Annotated in this window: 23 protein-coding genes and 1 other annotated feature; all 23 genes read right to left on the bottom strand. The window is 40.3% G+C overall.

Translation table 11 applies throughout. The features are described from left to right. Positions 1 to 2: 2 nt before the first annotated feature. Positions 3 to 344: a 50S ribosomal protein L22 gene (gene rplV, locus MHH66_RS00695; RefSeq protein ID WP_002009773.1), complete on the bottom strand. Its 342-nt coding sequence runs from the start codon at positions 342 to 344 to the stop codon at positions 3 to 5. A 17-nt stretch (positions 345 to 361) separates the two neighbouring features. Continuing rightward, positions 362 to 640: a 30S ribosomal protein S19 gene (gene rpsS / locus MHH66_RS00690; RefSeq protein ID WP_000124452.1), complete on the bottom strand. Its 279-nt coding sequence runs from the start codon at positions 638 to 640 to the stop codon at positions 362 to 364. A gap of 60 nt (positions 641 to 700) precedes the next feature. Further along, positions 701 to 1531, bottom strand: coding sequence for a 50S ribosomal protein L2 (rplB, locus tag MHH66_RS00685; RefSeq protein WP_000511584.1), 831 nt, complete (start codon positions 1529 to 1531; stop codon positions 701 to 703). Between the two features lie 28 nt (positions 1532 to 1559). After that, the gene (gene rplW, locus MHH66_RS00680; protein WP_001205557.1) at positions 1560 to 1850 is read right to left on the bottom strand and encodes a 50S ribosomal protein L23; all 291 of its coding nucleotides are present in this window, start codon (positions 1848 to 1850) and stop codon (positions 1560 to 1562) included. Continuing rightward, positions 1850 to 2473, bottom strand: a complete 624-nt coding sequence (gene rplD / locus MHH66_RS00675) for a 50S ribosomal protein L4 (protein WP_001127261.1) — start codon at positions 2471 to 2473, stop codon at positions 1850 to 1852. Before rplD ends, rplW begins: the two co-directional genes overlap by 1 nt. 25 nt (positions 2474 to 2498) lie before the next feature. After that, a complete protein-coding gene (gene rplC, locus MHH66_RS00670; protein WP_000160209.1) occupies positions 2499 to 3131 on the bottom strand; it encodes a 50S ribosomal protein L3 in 633 nt (210 codons plus the stop codon). Between the two features lie 34 nt (positions 3132 to 3165). Then, entirely contained in the window at positions 3166 to 3474 is a 309-nt protein-coding gene (gene rpsJ / locus MHH66_RS00665) for a 30S ribosomal protein S10 (protein ID WP_001040595.1), read from the bottom strand. A gap of 400 nt (positions 3475 to 3874) precedes the next feature. Then, entirely contained in the window at positions 3875 to 5065 is a 1191-nt protein-coding gene (gene tuf / locus MHH66_RS00660) for an elongation factor Tu (RefSeq protein ID WP_002009778.1), read from the bottom strand. 117 nt (positions 5066 to 5182) lie between these two features. Beyond that, positions 5183 to 7261, bottom strand: a complete 2079-nt coding sequence (fusA, locus tag MHH66_RS00655) for an elongation factor G (protein WP_078185653.1) — start codon at positions 7259 to 7261, stop codon at positions 5183 to 5185. A gap of 206 nt (positions 7262 to 7467) precedes the next feature. Continuing rightward, complete coding sequence (gene rpsG, locus MHH66_RS00650) at positions 7468 to 7938, bottom strand: 30S ribosomal protein S7 (protein ID WP_001137492.1); 471 nt, start codon at positions 7936 to 7938, stop codon at positions 7468 to 7470. Between the two features lie 29 nt (positions 7939 to 7967). Beyond that, positions 7968 to 8390 (bottom strand): 30S ribosomal protein S12, encoded by a 423-nt coding sequence (rpsL, locus tag MHH66_RS00645; RefSeq protein ID WP_001142341.1) that lies wholly within the window; start codon positions 8388 to 8390, stop codon positions 7968 to 7970. A 114-nt stretch (positions 8391 to 8504) separates the two neighbouring features. Then, a complete protein-coding gene (locus MHH66_RS00640) occupies positions 8505 to 8753 on the bottom strand; it encodes a 50S ribosomal protein L7ae-like protein (RefSeq protein ID WP_000121833.1) in 249 nt (82 codons plus the stop codon). A 113-nt stretch (positions 8754 to 8866) separates the two neighbouring features. Then, a complete protein-coding gene (rpoC, locus tag MHH66_RS00635) occupies positions 8867 to 12478 on the bottom strand; it encodes a DNA-directed RNA polymerase subunit beta' (protein WP_002009783.1) in 3612 nt (1203 codons plus the stop codon). Positions 12479 to 12515: 37 nt separating this feature from the next. Then, complete coding sequence (gene rpoB, locus MHH66_RS00630) at positions 12516 to 16049, bottom strand: DNA-directed RNA polymerase subunit beta (RefSeq protein WP_002113316.1); 3534 nt, start codon at positions 16047 to 16049, stop codon at positions 12516 to 12518. A gap of 291 nt (positions 16050 to 16340) precedes the next feature. Next, positions 16341 to 16940 carry a class I SAM-dependent methyltransferase gene (locus tag MHH66_RS00625; RefSeq protein ID WP_002124684.1) on the bottom strand — a complete coding sequence of 200 codons (600 nt, stop codon included), beginning with the start codon at positions 16938 to 16940 and terminating at the stop codon, positions 16341 to 16343. Between the two features lie 76 nt (positions 16941 to 17016). Further along, positions 17017 to 17376 (bottom strand): 50S ribosomal protein L7/L12, encoded by a 360-nt coding sequence (gene rplL, locus MHH66_RS00620; RefSeq protein WP_002009788.1) that lies wholly within the window; start codon positions 17374 to 17376, stop codon positions 17017 to 17019. Positions 17377 to 17443: 67 nt separating this feature from the next. After that, positions 17444 to 17944, bottom strand: coding sequence for a 50S ribosomal protein L10 (rplJ, locus tag MHH66_RS00615; protein WP_002009790.1), 501 nt, complete (start codon positions 17942 to 17944; stop codon positions 17444 to 17446). A 39-nt stretch (positions 17945 to 17983) separates the two neighbouring features. After that, positions 17984 to 18129, bottom strand: a sequence feature (ribosomal protein L10 leader region). 49 nt (positions 18130 to 18178) lie between these two features. Next, positions 18179 to 18871 carry a 50S ribosomal protein L1 gene (gene rplA / locus MHH66_RS00610; RefSeq protein ID WP_002009792.1) on the bottom strand — a complete coding sequence of 231 codons (693 nt, stop codon included), beginning with the start codon at positions 18869 to 18871 and terminating at the stop codon, positions 18179 to 18181. Positions 18872 to 19051: 180 nt separating this feature from the next. Next, entirely contained in the window at positions 19052 to 19477 is a 426-nt protein-coding gene (gene rplK / locus MHH66_RS00605) for a 50S ribosomal protein L11 (RefSeq protein WP_001085872.1), read from the bottom strand. Between the two features lie 168 nt (positions 19478 to 19645). Further along, positions 19646 to 20179: a transcription termination/antitermination protein NusG gene (gene nusG / locus MHH66_RS00600; protein ID WP_002009795.1), complete on the bottom strand. Its 534-nt coding sequence runs from the start codon at positions 20177 to 20179 to the stop codon at positions 19646 to 19648. 142 nt (positions 20180 to 20321) lie between these two features. Next, entirely contained in the window at positions 20322 to 20501 is a 180-nt protein-coding gene (secE, locus tag MHH66_RS00595) for a preprotein translocase subunit SecE (protein WP_002009797.1), read from the bottom strand. Between the two features lie 32 nt (positions 20502 to 20533). After that, positions 20534 to 20680: a 50S ribosomal protein L33 gene (rpmG, locus tag MHH66_RS00590; RefSeq protein WP_012260172.1), complete on the bottom strand. Its 147-nt coding sequence runs from the start codon at positions 20678 to 20680 to the stop codon at positions 20534 to 20536. A 128-nt stretch (positions 20681 to 20808) separates the two neighbouring features. Beyond that, positions 20809 to 21468, bottom strand: a complete 660-nt coding sequence (locus MHH66_RS00585; RefSeq protein WP_002009799.1) for an RNA polymerase sporulation sigma factor SigH — start codon at positions 21466 to 21468, stop codon at positions 20809 to 20811. Between the last annotated feature and the right edge of the window lie 24 nt (positions 21469 to 21492).

The raw sequence follows: 21492 nt of genomic DNA, 5'->3' as shown, positions 1-21492 counted from the left end.
GATTATCCCTCCTTCTTTTCTGATACCACAACTGTGATGTGGCTTGTGCGTTTGTTAATTTGGCTTGCACGACCCATTGCACGTGGACGGAAACGTTTCAACGTTGGACCTTCGTCAACGAAGACTTTTTCAACAACTAGGTTGTTAATATCCATCTCATAATTGTGCTCTGCATTTGCGATTGCAGATTTTAAAACTTTTTCTACAACTGGAGAAGCAGTTTTTGGTGTGTGGTTAAGGATAGCAATCGCTTCACCCACTTGCTTACCTCGGATTAAGTCTACTACTAAACGAACCTTACGAGGAGCAATACGAACTGTTCTCACTACTGCTTTAGCTTGCATTGAAGTGCCTCCTCTCATTATCTTCTAGTTTTCTTATCGTCAGCAAGGTGACCTTTATACGTACGAGTTGGTGCGAATTCACCTAACTTATGGCCAACCATATCCTCAGTGATGTACACAGGTACGTGTTTACGACCATCATATACAGCAATTGTATGTCCGATGAACTGAGGGAAGATTGTTGAACGGCGAGACCAAGTTTTAACAACTTGTTTTTGCTCAGATGCAACTAATTTTTCCATTTTGTTCATTAAGTGATCATCGACAAATGGTCCTTTTTTTAAGCTACGAGCCATTTTGGTGCCTCCCTTCGTGATTGGCGTACGGTTCTTGAAATGAACCGTACTACAATCCCATTATTTTTTACGACGACGAACGATAAATTTATCAGACGCTTTGTTTTTCTTACGAGTCTTGAATCCAAGAGTTGGTTTACCCCATGGAGACATTGGAGACTTACGTCCGATTGGAGAGCGTCCTTCACCACCACCGTGTGGGTGATCAACCGGGTTCATTACAGAACCACGAACTGTTGGGCGCTTACCTAACCAGCGAGAGCGACCTGCTTTACCGATTTTGATAAGTTCGTGTTGTTCGTTACCAACTTGACCGATTGAAGCGCGACAAGCAGATAATACTAAACGTACTTCACCAGAAGTTAAACGTACAAGTACGTATTTTCCTTCTTTACCAAGTACTTGAGCAGACGTACCAGCAGAACGGACTAATTGTCCTCCACGACCAGGCTTAAGCTCGATATTATGAACAACAGTACCTACTGGAATGTTGATTAATGGTAATGCGTTACCGATTTTAATGTCAGCTTCAGGGCCAGACATAACTTCCATACCTACTTCTAAAGTTTTAGGAGCAAGAATGTAACGTTTTTCACCGTCAACGTAGTTAATTAATGCGATATTCGCAGAGCGGTTTGGATCGTATTCGATCGTAGCAACGCGTCCTGGAATTCCATCTTTGTTACGCTTAAAGTCGATGATACGGTATTGACGCTTATGTCCGCCACCTTGATGACGTACAGTAATTTTACCTTGGTTATTACGACCAGCCTTTTTGCTTAAAGGAGCAAGTAAAGACTTTTCTGGTCTGTCAGTCGTGATTTCAGCGAAATCATTCGTAGTCATGTTACGACGACCGTTAGTAGTTGGATTATACTTTTTAATTCCCATCTCAATTTCCCTCCTTCTTTAGTAAGAATTAAACGCCTTGGAAGATTTCGATTTCTTTGCTGTCAGCAGTTAGCTTAACGATTGCTTTACGACGACGGCTAGTAAAACCAGCGTGACGACCAACACGTTTTGCTTTCGGCTTGTAGTTCATGATATTTACTTTGTCTACATTAACACCAAAGATCGCTTCTATAGCGTCTTTAACCTCTGTTTTATTAGATTTAACGTCCACGTCGAACGTGTATTTTTTTTCAGCCATCATTTCCATAGAACGTTCAGTGATAACTGGGCGCTTAATGATATCACGAGGATCTCTCATTATGCAAGCACCTCCTCTACTTTTTCCACTGCCGCTTTTGTCATGATTAGCTTATCATGATGAAGCACATCTAGCACGTTTACGCCATCAGCAGTGATTACTGTTACTCCAGGGATATTGCGAGCAGATAACTCTACAGATTCGTTTGCATCAGCAGTTACGATAAGAGCTTTCTTCTCAACAGTTAATCCTTTAAGTACTGCTACCATGTCTTTTGTTTTTGGTGCATTTAACACTAGGTCCTCAAGAACTACAATGTTGTTCTCAACTACTTTAGTAGCTAATGCAGATTTGATTGCTAAACGACGAACTTTCTTAGGAAGTTTGTACGCATAGCTTCTTGGTGTAGGTCCGAATACCGTACCACCACCACGCCATTGAGGAGAGCGGATAGAACCTTGACGAGCACGTCCAGTTCCTTTTTGACGCCATGGTTTACGACCACCACCACGAACTTCAGAGCGAGTTTTTACTTTGTGTGTACCTTGACGTAAAGATGCACGTTGCATCATTACAGCTTCAAATAGTACAGCTTCATTTGGTTCGATACCGAAAATAGCTTCAGCTAATTCGATTTCACCAACCTGTGAACCAGTTTGGTTATATACAGTAACTTTTGGCATTGGAATTCCTCCTTCCTATTGTGAATTATTTGCTAACCTTCACAGCGCCTTGAACAACTACAAGAGATTTCTTAGCACCTGGAACGTTACCTTTTACTAGTAATAAGTTGCGCTCAGTGTCAACTTGAACGATTTCTAAGTTTTGGATAGTAACTTGGTCTCCACCCATACGTCCAGCAAGTTTTTTGCCTTTGAATACACGGTTCGGAGCAACTGGCCCCATTGAACCTGGACGACGGTGATAGCGAGAACCATGAGACATAGGTCCGCGAGATTGTCCGTGGCGTTTAATAACACCTTGGAAACCTTTACCTTTAGAAATTCCTGTTACGTCAACGATTTCACCTGCAGCGAAAACTTCAACTTTTACCTCTTGACCAACCTCTAATCCGTCCACGTCTGCATCGCGGATTTCGCGAATGAAGCGCTTAGGAGTTGTAGATGCTTTAGCAGTGTGGCCTTGTTCAGGTTTGTTAGTTAACTTTTCACGTTTATCTTCAAATCCTAACTGAATTGCGTTGTAGCCATCAGTTTCAGTTGTTTTCTTTTGAAGAACAACGTTTGGATTAGCAGCGATTACCGTTACTGGGATTAACTCACCGTTCTCAGCAAATACTTGAGTCATACCGATCTTTCTTCCTAAGATTCCTTTGGTCATGAGTTACACCTCCTACATTTTTAAGTTATATGAATTATAGTTTGATTTCGATATCTACACCAGATGGTAAATCTAAACGCATTAATGAATCTACTGTTTGCGGAGTAGGACTCACGATGTCGATTAGACGTTTGTGTGTGCGCATTTCGAATTGTTCACGAGAATCTTTGTACTTATGAACAGCACGAAGAATTGTGTAAATAGTCTTCTCAGTTGGTAATGGGATCGGACCAGAAACTGTTGCCCCAGAACGCTTAGCTGTTTCTACAATTTTCTCAGCTGATTGATCAAGAATACGGTGATCATAAGCTTTTAAACGGATACGAATTTTTTCTTTTGCCATTATTTTCCCTCCTTCGTTCGCCTATTTCTAAAATAGACCTTCTCCATGGAAATTTCCCCACACCATGCCATGGCAAAGCGGCCGGGTGTGTCAGCAACCTTCCACTTCATCGCAGTCAAAGACCAACATTGTCTATTATACAATGTTATTCGTCTAGATGCAAGCATCTTTTTGTTCGCATCTGCTTTTCTCTACTTTTGCTATTATACATGGCACTTTAAAGAATATCAAGTTTTCATCTACTCTTATTCAACTTACAGTTTTTGGGTGTTATTTTCGTTTTATATACTATAGAAGAAACTCATCCGAAAATAGAAAATACATCTCTTTCTTCTATAGTAATAAGCAATAAAAAAACTCAAGGGAGAATCCCTTGAGTTTTTAATAATCTAATTAAAGACTACTCAGCAACGATTGTAGCAACTACACCGTAACCTACTGTACGTCCACCTTCACGAATAGAGAATTTAGTTCCCTCTTCGATAGCGATTGGAGCGATAAGTTCGATAGTCATTTCGATGTTGTCACCAGGCATTACCATTTCAGTACCTTCTGGTAATTGGATGATACCAGTTACGTCAGTTGTACGGAAGTAGAACTGTGGACGGTAGTTAGCGAAGAATGGAGTATGACGTCCACCTTCTTCTTTAGATAATACGAAAACCTCAGCTTTGAATTTAGCGTGTGCTTTTACAGAGCCAGTTTTAGCAAGAACTTGTCCACGTTGGATGTCTTCACGAGCAACCCCACGAAGTAGAGCACCGATGTTGTCTCCAGCTTGAGCTTGGTCAAGAAGCTTACGGAACATTTCTACACCAGTTACAGTTGTAGTAGCATTCTCTTCAGCAAGACCGATGATTTCTACTACGTCACCAACTTTAACGATTCCACGCTCAACACGACCAGTTGCAACTGTACCACGACCTGTGATAGAGAATACATCCTCGATAGGCATTAAGAATGGTTTGTCAGTTTCACGTTCTGGAGTTGGGATGTAAGCATCAACTTCAGTCATTAATTCGATGATTTTTTCTTCCCACTCAGCTTCTCCTTGAAGAGCTTTAAGAGCAGAACCTTTAATTACAGGAATATCGTCGCCTGGGAATCCGTATTCAGATAATAGGTCGCGAACTTCCATTTCTACTAATTCTAATAATTCTTCGTCATCTACCATGTCGCATTTGTTTAAGAATACAACGATGTAAGGAACACCTACTTGACGAGAAAGAAGGATGTGCTCACGTGTTTGAGGCATTGGACCATCAGCAGCAGATACTACTAAGATACCGCCGTCCATTTGAGCAGCACCAGTGATCATGTTTTTAACATAGTCAGCATGACCTGGGCAGTCAACGTGTGCATAGTGGCGAGTTTCAGTTTCGTACTCAACGTGTGCAGTTGAGATTGTGATTCCGCGCTCTCTTTCTTCTGGAGCAGCGTCGATTTGATCGTATCCGCGTGCTTCAGCACCACCAGCTTTTGCAAGAACTGTAGTGATCGCAGCAGTTAATGTAGTTTTACCATGGTCAACGTGGCCGATTGTACCGATGTTAACATGGGGTTTAGAACGTTCGAATTTAGCTTTAGCCATTCTAAATTCCTCCTTAGTTTATATGGGTTATTTTATATTTAGACTAGAAAGTGAAACTTGCGTCTCACTTTCTAAGCTTACATAAGTAGTTATACTTGAACAATCGATAAAAATCAATTATTCACCTTTATTTTTTTTAATAATTTCTTCAGAAACAGACTTCGGTACTTCTTCATAATGATCAAATGTCATTGAGAATGTTCCGCGTCCTTGAGTGTTAGAACGTAATGCCGTTGCATAACCGAACATTTCAGAAAGTGGAACCATAGCGCGAACAACTTGAGCGTTACCGCGAGCTTCCATACCTTCTACACGTCCACGACGAGATGTTACGTCGCCCATAATGTCACCCATGTACTCTTCAGGAATTACAACTCCAACTTTCATCATTGGCTCAAGAATTACTGGGCTACATTTAGAAACCGCAGCTTTAAGCGCCATAGATGCAGCGATTTTGAACGCCATCTCAGATGAATCGACATCATGGTAAGATCCGTCAACTAACGCAGCTTTGATGTCAACTAATGGGTAACCAGCTAGTACACCATTTTTAAGTGAGTCTTCAAGACCCGCTCCAACAGCTGGGATGTATTCACGTGGAACTACACCGCCGACGATTTTGTTTTGGAATTCAAAACCTTTACCTTCTTCGTTAGGTTCAAACTCAATCCAAACGTGACCGAATTGTCCACGACCACCAGATTGACGAGCGAACTTACCTTCAACTTTCGCAGCAGCGCGGAAAGTCTCACGGTATGCTACCTGAGGAGCACCAACGTTCGCTTCCACTTTGAATTCACGGCGCATACGGTCAACGATGATATCAAGGTGAAGTTCACCCATACCAGCGATGATTGTTTGGCCAGTTTCTTGGTCAGTGTGAGCACGGAATGTTGGATCTTCTTCAGAAAGCTTAGATAATGCTGTACCCATTTTATCTTGGTCAGCTTTAGATTTTGGTTCGATAGCTACAGAGATAACTGGTTCTGGGAATTCCATAGACTCAAGGATAACAAGGCTCTTCTCGTCACAAAGAGTATCACCAGTAGTAGTATCTTTTAAACCTACAGCAGCAGCGATATCACCAGCGTAAACTGTTGAAATCTCTTCACGGCTGTTAGCGTGCATTTGTAGGATACGACCTACACGCTCACGCTTACCTTTAGTTGAGTTTTTCACGTATGATCCAGAGTTTAACACACCAGAGTACACACGGAAGAACGTTAACTTACCAACATAAGGATCAGTCATGATTTTGAATGCTAAAGCTGCGAATGGTTCTTCATCGCTAGACTTACGCTCGATAGCTTCATCTGTATCCGGAAGAGTACCTTTAATAGCAGGTACATCTAATGGAGATGGTAGGTAGTCGATAACTGCGTCTAACAGAATTTGAACACCTTTATTTTTGAATGCAGAACCACAGATTACTGGGAAGAATTCTACAGAAGTTGTAGCCTTACGGATACCAGCTTTAAGCTCTTCTACAGTGATTTCTTCACCTTCTAGGTACTTCATCATCATTTCTTCATCAAGCTCAGCTACCGCTTCAATAAGTTTTCCACGGTATTCTTCAGCTAATTCTTTATGCTCTTCAGGAATTTCGACACGCTCGATGTCTGTTCCTAAATCGTTAGCGTACATGTAAGCACACTCTTCAACAAGGTCAATGATACCATTGAACTCATCTTCAGCACCGATTGGTAACTGAATTGGATGTGCGTTTGCTTGTAAACGATCGTGGATTGTTCCTACAGAGTATAAGAAATCTGCACCAATCTTATCCATTTTGTTAACGAATACGATACGAGGTACACCATAAGTAGTAGCCTGACGCCAAACAGTTTCTGTTTGTGGTTCTACACCAGATTGTGCATCAAGTACTGCTACTGCGCCATCAAGTACGCGTAAAGAACGTTCTACTTCTACTGTGAAATCTACGTGTCCTGGAGTGTCAATGATATTTACACGGTGACCTTTCCATTGTGCTGTAGTTGCAGCAGAAGTAATTGTGATACCACGTTCTTGCTCTTGCTCCATCCAGTCCATCTGAGATGCACCTTCATGAGTTTCACCGATTTTATGAATACGTCCTGTGTAATACAGAATACGCTCAGTTGCTGTTGTTTTACCAGCATCGATGTGAGCCATGATACCAATATTACGAGTGTTTTCTAAAGAGAACTCTCTAGTCATTTGGTGTCTTGCTCCTTCCATATATGGATTGGATTATTTTATTTTAAGTAGCAAAAAAGCCACTTTATATTGTTACATATGCCAGTGTCCAGTACCCTCATTATGTAAAACGAGCGCCCAACGAAAGGGAGAGGCATTCTCCCTCTCCACACTTCCATAAGCGACAAATAAAGCGGTTTATGCTTACATTTATTTTACGTTGAATCCTACCAACGGTAATGAGCAAATGCTTTGTTAGCTTCTGCCATTTTATGAGTGTCTTCACGTTTCTTAACAGATGCACCAGCGTTGTTAGCTGCATCTAAGATTTCGTAAGCTAGACGCTCTTCCATAGTTTTTTCACCACGAAGACGAGCATAGTTTACTAACCAGCGAAGACCTAAAGTTGTACGGCGTTCTGGACGAACCTCAACTGGAACTTGGTAGTTAGCACCACCAACACGACGAGCGCGTACTTCAAGAACAGGCATGATGTTCTTAAGAGCTTGCTCGAATACTTCCATTGGTTCTTTATCTGAACGTTCACGAACGATATCGAAAGCGTTATAAAGAATTGTTTGAGATTTACCTTTTTTACCGTCAACCATCATTTTGTTGATTAGGCGTGTTACAAGTTTAGAATTGTACATTGGATCTGGTAACACGTCACGTTTCGCAACAGGTCCTTTACGAGGCATATTGAGTTCCTCCTTTCATTATAAGTTTATTATTTTTTAGCAGGTTTTGGTCGCTTAGTACCATATTTAGAACGTCCTTGCATACGTTTGTCAACACCAGCTGTATCAAGCGCACCACGAACGATGTGGTAACGTACCCCTGGTAAATCCTTTACTCGACCACCGCGAATTAATACTACGCTATGCTCTTGTAGGTTATGACCGATACCTGGGATGTAAGCTGTAACTTCAATACCGTTTGTTAAACGTACACGAGCGTATTTACGTAACGCTGAGTTCGGTTTCTTCGGAGTCATTGTACCAACACGAGTACACACACCACGTTTTTGAGGTGCAGAGATATCAGTTGATTTTTTCTTTAAAGAATTAAAACCTTTGTTTAACGCAGGTGATTTAGACTTCCATACTTTATCAGTACGACCATTTCTCACTAATTGGTTAATAGTAGGCATTTGATTATCCTCCCTTCGCATGTTTGTATGACCACATATCCAGGTGGTTCATTATTAGTTGAAAACAAAGTTTTTGCAAGGAAGAGCAAATGCTCTCTCCTCACAAAAACAGTTTTAACTTATTATTCCTATTGCTGAAGCTCCCACTTGAATCCCCGAAACTTTTCCAAGCTTACGAACTGATTCAACTTTGGTTATGGGTATGTTATGTTGCAAGGCAGTACGAATGATAACATGGGTTAACCGCACATCAGCATCTTCCGCAATAACAACTTCTTTAACTATACCATTTTTGATTGCTTCCAATGTTCGTTTATGACCAACGACTACATTTTCAGCATTTGACACTTTTTGATAAGACATTTAAATATCCTCCAAAGCATCATTCAGGAGCAACCTTGATTATAGTAACATTTTGTCTCATACAATGTCAACTAGGATCAGCTGTTTTTATACAAAATTTACGACGGAAAATTTTACTGTTCCACATAAACTTCATCGTTTTCTACATTCATGTTATCTTGTGTTGTTTTTACAAGATCCACTTTGCGATAACGATTCATACCTGTTCCAGCAGGAACAAGCTTACCGATAATAACATTCTCTTTCAATCCTAGAAGCTCATCGCGTTTACCCTTAATTGCTGCATCTGTTAGAACACGAGTTGTTTCTTGGAATGACGCCGCAGATAAGAACGAATCTGTCTCAAGTGAAGCTTTTGTAATACCAAGTAGAACCGGTCTAGCCGTTGCTGGTTGTTTACCTTTCAGTAACACCTTCGCATTCGCATCAGTAAACTGATGGATATCTAGTAATGTTCCTGGTAATACATCCGTTTCACCCGCATCACTTACACGAACTTTACGTAGCATTTGACGTACCATTACTTCTACGTGTTTGTCACCAATTTCTACCCCTTGCATACGGTATACTTTTTGAACTTCACGTAATAAGTATTCTTGAACTGCTGTAATGTCCGTTACTTTTAGTAATTCCTTCGGATCAATAGAACCTTCTGTTAACTCTTTACCGTGGCTAATTGGCTGTCCTAGAGTTACTTTCAGACGAGCACCGTAAGGAATAGCATACGTACGAGCTTCAACTTCACCCTGTACAACTACTTCTTGGCGATCTTTAACATCGTTGATCGCTGCGATAACACCGTCAATTTCACTGATAACTGCCTGACCCTTCGGATTACGAGCTTCGAAGATCTCTTGGATACGAGGTAAACCTTGTGTGATATCATCTCCGGCAACCCCACCTGTATGGAACGTACGCATCGTTAACTGTGTACCTGGCTCACCGATAGATTGAGCTGCGATAATACCTACCGCTTCTCCTACTTCTACGTCTGTACCAGTTGCTAAGTTACGACCGTAACACTTCTTACATACACCATGGCGAGTATTACACGTAAACGCTGAACGAATGTTTACAGTTTCAACACCCGACTTTTCAACGATATGAGCAATATCTTCAGTAATTAATTGATTTTCAACAACTAATACTTCACCTGTTTCAGGGTGTTTTACAGTTTTTCTTGCAAAACGTCCAACAAGACGATCATATAGTGACTCAATAACTTCATTACCCTCTTTAATCGCACCAATTAGTAAACCGCGATCTGTTCCACAATCATCTTGACGAACAATTACATCTTGTGCAACGTCTACAAGACGACGTGTTAAGTAACCAGAATCGGCAGTTTTAAGTGCTGTATCGGCAAGACCTTTACGCGCACCATGCGTAGAGATGAAGTACTCAAGTACTGTTAAACCTTCACGGAAACTCGATTTGATCGGAAGCTCAATGATACGACCAGATGGATTGGCCATCAGACCACGCATACCAGCAAGCTGAGTAAAGTTCGATGCGTTACCACGGGCACCGGAATCACTCATCATGAAGATTGGGTTGCGTTTATTCAAGGATTTCATCAGCTTTCCTTGGATAACATCTTTTGCATTACTCCAAATAGAGATAACGCGATCGTAACGTTCTTCTTCCGTGATTAAACCGCGACGGAATTGTTTAATTACATTATCTACTTTTGCTTGTGCTTCATGGAGAATTTCATCTTTTTCACCTAATACAAGAATATCTGATACCCCAACTGTAATACCAGCTTTTGTAGAGTATTTAAATCCTAAGTTTTTCATACGGTCAAGCATGCGAGACGTTTCTGTAATTTGGAAACGTTTGAATACTTCCGCAATAATATTACCAAGGATTTTCTTGCTAAATGGTGCCACTTCTTCGCGACTAGCAATAATTTCTTTAATGTTCGCACCTTTTTCAACGAAATATTCCGCTGGTGTTTCTTTTTCAAGGTTTGAGTTTGTTGGTTCATTAATATAAGGGAACGACTCTGGTAAGATTTCGTTAAATATTAATTTACCAACTGTTGTTAATAGAAGCTTACTCTTTTGCTCTTCAGTAAACGTTACATTATTTACCGAACTCGCAGCAACTGCAACACGTGTGTGCAGATGTACATATCCATTTTGGTATGCAAGTATTGCTTCGTTTGCATCTTTGAAGACCATACCTTCACCGATTGCACCCTCGCGCTCAAGTGTTAAGTAATAGTTACCTAATACCATATCCTGAGATGGAGTAACAACTGGTTTTCCGTCTTTTGGATTCAAGATGTTTTGTGCCGCTAACATAAGGATACGAGCTTCTGCTTGTGCCTCTGATGATAACGGAACGTGAACCGCCATTTGGTCACCGTCAAAGTCCGCGTTGTATGCAGTACATACAAGTGGGTGAAGACGGATTGCACGACCTTCTACTAGTGTAGGTTCAAACGCCTGGATACCAAGACGGTGAAGTGTTGGTGCGCGGTTTAGAAGTACTGGATGCTCTTTGATCACAGATTCTAAAACGTCCCAAACTTCAGGGTGTACACGCTCGATTTTACGTTTAGCACTCTTAATGTTGTGTGCTAATCCTTTTCCAACTAACTCTTTCATAACGAAAGGTTTAAACAATTCAAGTGCCATTTCTTTCGGCAATCCACATTGGTACATCTTTAAGTTCGGTCCTACAACGATTACAGAACGGCCAGAGTAGTCAACACGTTTACCTAATAAGTTTTGACGGAAACGTCCTTGTTTACCTTTAAGCATGTGAGATAGTGATTTTAATGGACGGTTACCTGGTCCAGTAACTGGACGGCCACGGCGACCATTATCGATTAATGCGTCTACAGCTTCTTGTAACATACGTTTTTCGTTTTGAACGATAATGCTTGGTGCACCTAAGTCCAATAGACGTTTTAAACGGTTGTTACGGTTAATTACACGACGATATAAGTCGTTTAAGTCAGAAGTAGCAAAACGTCCACCATCTAACTGTACCATTGGGCGTAGTTCTGGTGGGATAACTGGAAGAACCTCTAAGATCATCCAAGATGGGTGATTTCCAGAGTTACGGAATGCTTCTAATACTTCTAGACGTTTAATAGCACGAGTACGGCGTTGTCCTTGTGCTGTTTTTAATTCTTCTTTTAAGAAGTCTACTTCTTTATCTAAATCGATGTCTTGCAGTAATTTTTTAATCGCTTCTGCACCCATAGCAGCATGGAATGTACTGCCATATCGATCACGATATGCACGGTATTCTTTTTCAGAAAGTAATTGCTTCTTATCAAGTGGTGTATCTCCACTTTCTGTTACAACATAAGAAGCGAAATAAATTACTTCTTCAAGCGCGCGAGGGGACATGTCTAAGACAAGTCCCATGCGGCTCGGGATACCTTTGAAATACCAAATATGAGATACAGGAGCAGCTAATTCGATATGACCCATACGTTCACGACGAACTTTTGCACGCGTTACTTCAACGCCACATCGATCACAAACTACACCTTTATAACGTACACGTTTATATTTCCCGCAATGACATTCCCAGTCCTTTTGTGGTCCGAAAATACGCTCACAGAACAAGCCATCTTTTTCAGGCTTTAACGTACGATAGTTAATTGTTTCTGGTTTCTTAACTTCACCGTATGACCAAGAACGAATCTTGTCAGGTGAAGCAAGTCCAATCTTCATATATTCAAAGTTATTTACATCTATCAAGGGGCCTACCTCCCTTTTAGTCTACAGGTTATCCCAATTATTCCTTAGTTGTCTCAACTTCAACATTCAATTTATCTGCTGATTGATGATCATCGTCATCTTCCGTATCACGCATTTCAATTTCTGTATCGTTGATAGACATCATTTTAACGTCCATACCTAAACTTTGCAGTTCTTTAATCAATACTTTGAATGATTCAGGAACGCCTGGTTCTGGAACATTTTCACCTTTAACAATTGCTTCATACGTCTTAACACGTCCAATAACATCATCAGACTTCACTGTTAAGATTTCTTGAAGAGTATAAGCAGCACCATAAGCTTCAAGTGCCCAAACCTCCATCTCACCAAAACGCTGTCCACCGAACTGAGCTTTACCTCCAAGAGGTTGCTGCGTTACAAGTGAGTATGGTCCAGTAGAACGAGCATGAAGTTTATCGTCAACCATGTGCGCAAGTTTGATCATATACATGACACCAACAGATACACGGTTATCGAATGGCTCACCAGTACGTCCGTCATACAGGATTGTTTTCGCGTCATTTGCCATACCAGCTTCTTCAATTGTGCCCCATACATCTTCCTCACGAGCACCATCGAATACCGGTGTTGCAATGTGAATACCAAGGTATCTTGCCGCCATACCAAGATGAAGCTCTAATACCTGACCGATATTCATACGAGATGGTACCCCTAATGGGTTTAACATGATATCGATTGGCGTACCATCTGGTAAGTAAGGCATATCTTCTTCCGGTAAAATACGGGAGATAACACCTTTGTTACCATGACGACCAGCCATTTTGTCACCTTCAGAAATTTTACGCTTTTGAACGATATATGCACGTACAAGTTGATTCACGCCTGGTGGCAATTCATCGCCATCTTCACGGTTAAACACTTTTACATCTAAGATAATACCGCCACCACCGTGTGGTACACGTAGTGATGTATCACGTACTTCACGTGCTTTTTCACCGAAGATTGCATGTAATAGACGTTCTTCTGCCGTTAATTCTGTTACACCTTTTGGCGTTACTTTACCAACAAGTAGATCTCCATCTTTTACTTCAGCACCGACGCGAATAATACCGCGCTCGTCAAGATTACGAAGTGCATCTTCTCCAACATTCGGGATATCACGTGTAATTTCTTCTGGTCCAAGCTTCGTATCACGAGCTTCTGATTCATATTCTTCAATATGGATAGAAGTGTACACATCATCTTTTACAAGGCGCTCACTCATGATGATCGCATCCTCATAGTTATAACCGTCCCATGTCATAAAGCCAACAAGCACGTTACGTCCAAGCGCCAGTTCACCTAGTTCCATAGAAGGACCATCCGCAAGGATTTCACCTTTTACAACTTGGTCTCCAACACTTACGATTGGACGTTGGTTGTAGCAAGTTCCTTGGTTAGAACGAATGAATTTTTGCATTTTGTAGCGATCTAAGTCGCCTTTTACTGTTTGACCGTCAACGTCTACATAGCGACGTACCCAAACTTCACGTGCTTCTACGCGCTCAACAACACCAGGCTGTTTACAGATTACTGCAGCACCTGAGTCTTTTGCTGATACGTACTCCATACCTGTACCTACAATCGGAGATTCCGGATTTATTAACGGAACCGCCTGACGTTGCATGTTCGCTCCCATAAGTGCGCGGTTAGAGTCATCGTTTTCTAAGAACGGAATACAAGCTGTCGCTGCCGACACTACTTGTTTTGGAGATACATCCATGTAGTCGATGCGTTCTTTATTTGTGACAATGTTTTCACCACGGAAACGAGCTACGATATCTTCATCAAGGAATTCCCCTACTTCAGATAATTTCATATTCGCTTGGGCTACAACATAGTTATCTTCTTCATCTGCTGTTAAATAATCAACCTGCCCTGTTACAAGACCAGTTTCTGGGTCAACACGACGGTATGGCGTTTCAATGAAACCAAACTCATTTACTTTCGCAAACGAAGATAACGAGTTAATCAAACCGATGTTTGGTCCCTCTGGCGTTTCAATTGGACACATACGACCATAGTGAGAGTAGTGAACGTCACGTACTTCAAAGCCTGCGCGCTCACGCGTTAAACCACCGGGTCCTAATGCAGATAGTCTTCGTTTGTGAGTTAACTCTGCTAATGGGTTTGTTTGATCCATGAACTGAGATAACTGAGAACTTCCGAAGAACTCTTTAATAGATGCAATAACCGGGCGAATGTTAATTAACGCTTGTGGTGTAATTGCATTTGTATCTTGAATCGACATTCTCTCACGAACAACACGTTCCATACGAGAAAGACCGATACGGAATTGGTTTTGTAGTAACTCTCCTACAGAACGCAGACGACGATTTCCTAAGTGGTCAATATCATCTGTATCCCCTACTTTATATAGCAAGTTAAAGAAGTAGCTAATAGAAGCAAGAATATCACCTGGTGTGATGTGTTTTATATCACGAGTAATATTTGCATTCCCAATTACGTTTATAGATCGTTCGCCTTCTGATTCTGGAGCATAAATCTTAATAGATTGCAGCTCAACATCGCCTGCTACCACTCCACCCATTGGTTTCGCTGTTTTGAATCCAATGTTTTTCTCTAAGTAAGGTAGAATGCGATCCAGTGTACGACGATCTAAGACTGTTCCTTCTGCCGCTAAAATTTCACCAGTTTCTGGATCCACCAGTGTTTCAGCTAAACGTTGGTTAAACAATCTGTTTTTAATGTGTAGCTTTTTGTTGATCTTATAGCGACCTACATTTGCTAAATCGTAGCGCTTTGGATCAAAGAAACGAGACACAAGTAAGCTCTTTGCATTTTCTACTGTTGGTGGTTCACCAGGGCGTAGACGCTCATAAATTTCAAGCAATGCTTTCTCTGTGCTATCTGTGTTGTCTTTTTCTAACGTATTGCTTAAGTATTCGTTATCACCTAAAAGCTCGGTGATTTCTTGATCAGAGCCAAACCCTAATGCGCGTAACAAAACAGTTACAGGAAGTTTACGCGTACGGTCAATACGCACATATACAACATCCTTAGCATCTGTTTCATACTCTAACCAAGCTCCGCGGTTTGGAATTACAGTAGCAGTAAAACCACGTTTTCCGTTTTTATCCACTTTGCCACTATAGTATACGCTTGGAGAGCGAACTAACTGGGAAACGATAACACGTTCTGCACCGTTAATTACGAATGTTCCAGTCTCTGTCATGAGTGGGAAATCTCCCATGAACACATCTTGTTCTTTTACTTCACCAGTTTCCTTGTTGATTAGACGCACTTTTACACGAAGTGGTGCTGCATACGTCACATCACGCTCTTTGCATTCTTCTACAGAGTATTTAGGTTCACCCAAGCTGTAGTCGATAAATTCAAGCGATAGATTTCCCGTAAAGTCTTCGATCGGAGAAATGTCTTGGAACATTTCTCGCAAACCCTCATCAAGAAACCACTGATAAGAAGAGGTTTGAATTTCGATAAGATTTGGTAACTCTAATACTTCACTAATACGGGCATAACTTCTTCGTTGGCGGTGGCGTCCGTATTGAACTAGTTGACCTGTCAACTGCTTCACCCCTCAAATCATGAGTATTATAAATGCACAAAAAAATTTGTGCAAAATCACAAATAAATACAACTACTGCTATTAGCGTAGTTTTTTTCTCTTAAAGATAGATACGTTGAGTCTTTCTACCTGCTCAAAAAAGAAAAATGGCTTCTATAAGAAAACCATCATTCTGTTTCATAATCTGCTGATTTTACTATCTTTTCCAAGAGAAGCAAAAATATACATCTTTCTCAACGCAGAAAATCATATATTGGCATTGTATAATGTTAACATAGCCAAAAATAACCGTCAACGCTTTTTTGATTTTATGATATAATATCCTTTTTTCTTTTCTACAACTTCAACTTCAGAAAATACTTCTTCTAGTTTTTTCATCGCAGATGGCGCACCTTGTTTCTTTTGAATAACAATCCACAATTCTCCACCTGAAACTAAATACTCCACAGCCTTTTCTAAAATCTCATGCACGATATCTTTACCAGCACGAATTGGAGGATTAGATAGAATAACAGCATACTTGCCATCTACATTTTCATAGACACTACTTTGCAAAATACGTATATTTTCAATTCTGTTATTAGCGGCATTTTCTTTTGCAAGTCCCAAGGCCCTTTCATTCACATCCACCATGTGAATTTCACGATTTTGAAACTCTTTCGCTAACGACAAACCGATTGGACCGTACCCACATCCTACGTCTAACACATTACCTTTAACATCTGGCATTTGAAACGCTTCAATTAAAAGACGAGAACCAAAGTCCACTTCGTTTTTCGAGAACACCCCATGGTCAGATAAAAAAGTAAATCGAGATTCACGAAGTGTAACTTCCCATCGTTTACGATCACTTTTACTAGAAGGGTCGTTAGAAAAATAATGGTCTGCCATATGGCCACCTCTTTTCTTTACAGTTAAAAAAAAAGCTCGCATAAGAGCGAGCTTTTTTTAAAGCACCAAAAGTTAATTACTTAACTTCTACAGCAGCGCCAACTTCTTCAAGTTTAGCTTTCATTTCTTCAGCTTCCTCTTTAGTAACGCCTTCTTTGATTGCTTTTGGAGTGTTGTCAACTAATTCTTTAGCTTCTTTTAAGCCAAGACCAGTGATTTCACGTACAGCTTTGATAACTTTGATTTTTTGAGCGCCAGCACTTGCAAGTACTACGTCAAATTCAGTTTGCTCAGCAGCAGCTTCACCAGCGCCACCAGCTACAGCTACAGGAGCAGCAGCAGTTACGCCGAATTCTTCCTCGATAGCTTTTACTAAGTCGTTAAGTTCTAATACAGTCATAGATTTAACTGCTTCAATGATTTGTTCTTTAGTCATTGTAAATATCCTCCCTTAAATAGGTTTGTATTGTTTTATAGATAACAAGTAATTATCTTTTAAAAAATTAAGCGCCTTGCTCTTCCTTTTGATCTGCAACTGCTTTAGTAGCAAGTGCAAGGTTACGGATTGGAGCTTGAAGAACGCTAAGAAGCATAGAAAGTAAGCCTTCACGTGATGGAAGAGTAGCGATAGCTTTAACCTCATCAAGTGTTACAAGTTTACCTTCGATTACGCCCGCTTTAATTTCTAAAGCTTCATGATTTTTAGCGAAGTCGTTTAATACTTTCGCAGGAGCAACTACATCCTCGTTACTGAACGCGATTGCGTTTGGTCCTGTTAAGAATTCGTTTAACTCAGCCATTTCAGCAGACTCTGCAGCACGACGAGTTAAAGAGTTTTTGTAAACTTTGAACTCAACGCCAGCTTCACGTAAGTTTTTACGTAATTCTGTTGCTTCAGAAACTGTTAAACCACGGTAGTCAACAACAATTGTAGATTTACTCGCGCGAAGTTTTTCAGCGATTTCAGTTACAACTTGTTGTTTAGTTTCGATTACTTTGCTCATGTTATTACACCTCCTGTAGATTATATAGAAGATGTACCGAAAGTGCACTAAAAACCTCCATGCCCAACTTGTAGACATGGAGGCATATAGTCACAGAAAAAAGATTCCGCTTCGTATATTAACACCTAGGTAGGAAATTAAGTCGAATCGACTCCTACTGTCTACGGTACACTATTAAAATTCACAACATAAATGATTATATTAAAACTTCTTTATGAAGTCAACTTCCAATTTTTACGCAAGTGTAGAAACGTCTACGCGTACGCCAGGTCCCATTGTAGAAGCAACAGTTGCGTTCTTCATGTAAGTACCTTTTGCAGCAGCTGGCTTAGCTTTTTGTAGCGTGTCAGCAATTGTTTTGAAGTTTTCTACTAATTTAGCATCTTCGAAAGATACTTTACCGATTGGAACGTGGATGTTACCAGCTTTATCAACGCGGTATTCAACTTTACCAGCTTTGATTTCGTTAACAGCTTTAGTTACATCGAAAGTAACTGTTCCAGTTTTAGGGTTTGGCATTAAACCTTTAGGTCCTAATACACGACCAAGTTTACCAACTTCACCCATCATGTCAGGAGTTGCTACTACTACATCGAAATCAAACCAACCTTTTTGGATTTTACCGATGTAATCAGCATCGCCTACGAATTCAGCGCCAGCAGCTTCAGCTTCTTTTGCTTTTTCGCCTTTAGCGAATACTAATACACGTTGTACTTTACCAGTACCGTGTGGAAGAACAACTGCACCACGAATTTGTTGGTCAGCTTTCTTAGGGTCAACACCTAAACGGAATGCAGCTTCTACAGTTGCATCAAATTTAGCTGTGTTTGTTTTCTTTACTAATTCTACTGCTTCTGTTGCAGAGTAAGCAGATGCACGATCAACAAGCTTCGCAGCTTCAACGTACTTTTTACCTCTTTTAGCCATGTTTGTTTCCTCCTTGAATGTGGTTTTAGCGGAATAACCTCCCACGTTTACGCCTTCATTCCGGGAACCCCCGAGGATGTGCGCCCATCCATTTATTTAAAAATGATGATCATTTACGATAATAAAGGTTGCGAATTGGAATTCCAGACCCGCAACCTTTTTTACAAAAAACAAATCGAATTAGTCTTCGATAACGATGCCCATACTGCGCGCAGTACCTTCAACCATACGCATTGCAGCTTCTACGCTAGCAGCGTTTAGGTCAGGCATTTTAGTTTCAGCGATTTCGCGTACTTTATCACGCTTAACAGTTGCCACTTTATTACGATTTGGTTCACCAGAACCAGACTCAATACCAGCTACTTTCTTAAGAAGAACAGCAGCAGGAGGAGTTTTAGTAATGAAAGTGAATGAACGGTCCTCAAATACCGTAATTTCAACAGGGATGATAAGACCAGCTTGATCAGCTGTACGAGCGTTAAACTCTTTACAGAAGCCCATGATGTTAACACCTGCTTGTCCTAATGCTGGACCAACCGGCGGAGCTGGATTAGCTTTACCTGCAGGAATCTGAAGTTTTACCATTTTAATTACCTTTTTAGCCACGAGACACACCTCCTTAAGTCCGTGATGTGGTCAATTGGGCAGTGATTTGCCCTCCCACTTCATATTTTATCATAATGATAAAATCTTTTTCAAAAAACGTCTCCGTTACCGAAGACGTACTGACTTAAAAGATATTATCACTTTTTACAATTCATTTCAAGTTTCATTTTATAATTTTTCAATTTGATGGAAATCAAGTTCAACCGGAGTCTCGCGACCGAACATGTCTACAAGCACGCTAACTTTTTTCTTTTCCACATCAATTTCTTCAATCGCACCTGTATAATCCGCGAATGGCCCCTCATTTACACGCACTGTTTCATGAAGTTCAAATTCGAAATCAACCACTTCATTGTCCATTCCCATATGCTTCATGATGGTAACAACTTCCTCTTCTAATAGAGGCGATGGTTTAGATCCTGAACCAGAAGAACCGACAAAGCCTGTTACACCTGGCGTATTACGAACAACATACCAAGAATCATCAGTCATGATTAGTTCTACTAATACGTAACCTGGGAACACTTTTCTTTTCGTTATTTTTTCTTTACCATTTTTCATTTCTACTTCTACTTCTTCCGGGACAACAACACGGAAAATTTTATCTTGCATACCCATTGATTCTACACGTTTCTCTAGGTTTGCTTTTACTTTATTTTCATATCCAGAATAAGTATGGACAACATACCAACTTTTTTCCATTCATTTAGGACGAGCGTCCTTCCCTCCCTGACGTACATTTTTTTGCGCAAATGAAAAAACCCGTTCACCGGGCTTTTACACAGTTCTTATAAATAACATTATATCATGGATAAGTGCTTCTTATTCAAGAATTAACCAAGAATTAACCAAGAATTAACCGAATTAAAGAAGAAATGCCCATATCAACCACTGCGAAGAAAATCGCAAAGAACACAACTGTCGCGATAACAGTCGTTGTTGATCGGAGTAATTCATCTTTTTTAGGCCAACTTACTTTTTTCATTTCGCGACCTACATCGCCGAAAAAGTTCGTTAAACGCATCTACGGGACCTCCAGTTTATTATTTCAATTATTTATTTTGTTTCTTTGTGAACTGTATGCTTATTGCATGTTTTACAAAACTTCTTTATCTCAAGTCGCTCTACTGAGCTCGTATCTTTCATCGTAGAGTAGTTTCGATTTTTACACTCTTCACATGAGAGTACAACTTTTTTCCTCATTAGTTACACCAACCTTGTAACATTGTCCCTAAAAATGTATCATACAACAAAAGACAATGTCAATGTCATGACTTTCACTCTCTTAACAAAAAGAAAACAGGTGAATTATTTTACACCTGCGTCACTTGCTATGAATTTAAAGTTGTGCTCTCTCTCATCTCCATATATCTTTCTAATTTCCTTTTTACACGCTGCAATGCGTTATCAATAGATTTCACGTGCCTGTTTAACTGTTCTGAAATTTCTTGATAGGAACGACCATCTAAGTATAAAGAGAGCACTTTTCTTTCTAAATCGCTTAATAATTCAGATATTTTAGATTCTATGTCTGTATATTCTTCCTGACTTATAATCATCTCTTCTGGATCAGTTACTTTCGATTCCGAAATAACATCTAATAATGTTCGATCAGATTCCTCATCGTAAATTGGCTTATCTAAAGACACATACGAATTTAACGGAATATGTTTTTGCCTTGTTGCTGTTTTAATAGCGGTAATAATTTGTCGAGTGATACACAGTTCAGCAAATGCTTTGAACGAAGACAGCTTGTCCCCTTTATAATCACGAATAGCTTTAAACAATCCAATCATGCCTTCTTGAACAATATCTTCTCGATCGGCACCCACTAAGAAATAAGATCTTGATTTCGCGCGAACAAAGTTCTTATATTTGTGAATTAAATATTCTAGAGCGTCAGTATTACCTTTTCGAACTAACTCAACGATTGCCTCATCCTCTAAATCACGAAATGTAACGTCGCCTACACTTACGAAGCCTGCTTCCACCCTGATCCCTCCGACCGCTATATA

Source organism: Bacillus sp. FSL H8-0492 (genome assembly GCF_038006145.1).
Classification (GTDB): domain Bacteria; phylum Bacillota; class Bacilli; order Bacillales; family Bacillaceae_G; genus Bacillus_A; species Bacillus_A mycoides.
Note: the sequence above shows the minus strand (reverse complement) of the source record. Positions and strands in the feature narration are given on the sequence as shown.